This window comes from Columbia Basin potato purple top phytoplasma (assembly GCF_028595955.1).
Lineage (GTDB): Bacteria > Bacillota_I > Bacilli_A > Acholeplasmatales > Acholeplasmataceae > Phytoplasma.
This window is the reverse complement of record NZ_JANHJP010000061.1, coordinates 1-287: the sequence shown is the minus strand read 5'-3', so window position 1 is coordinate 287 and position 287 is coordinate 1. Positions and strand designations below refer to the sequence as shown.

Here is a 287-nt window from a genome sequence, read left to right as displayed (position 1 = left end):
ATCTTCATTACTTAAGGTATCTATATAAAAACTCCCAGAATCAAAATAATCTATTTCACTCCCTCCATGACCTTTATAAGGAGGCATTTGATCAGTATAATACCAATTATCAAAAGGTTCTCTAATAAAAGGCGCTAAATCTTTTGGAACTTTATCGGGATATTGACATTGATCTAAACCGTTAAAACCGAAGAAAGTATATTTTCTTTCAATAATGGGTTCTTCTATTTCTCCCACATGATGTAACATCAATTTTCCTTGAGAATTACGAAAAGGTTCATCTTCTT

Annotated in this window: 1 pseudogene; it reads right to left on the bottom strand. The window is 31.4% G+C overall.

Features of this window, described 5'->3' with window-relative positions:
- Positions 1-287 (bottom strand): annotated as a pseudogene (locus M8044_RS02560) (hypothetical protein); the annotation flags it as partial.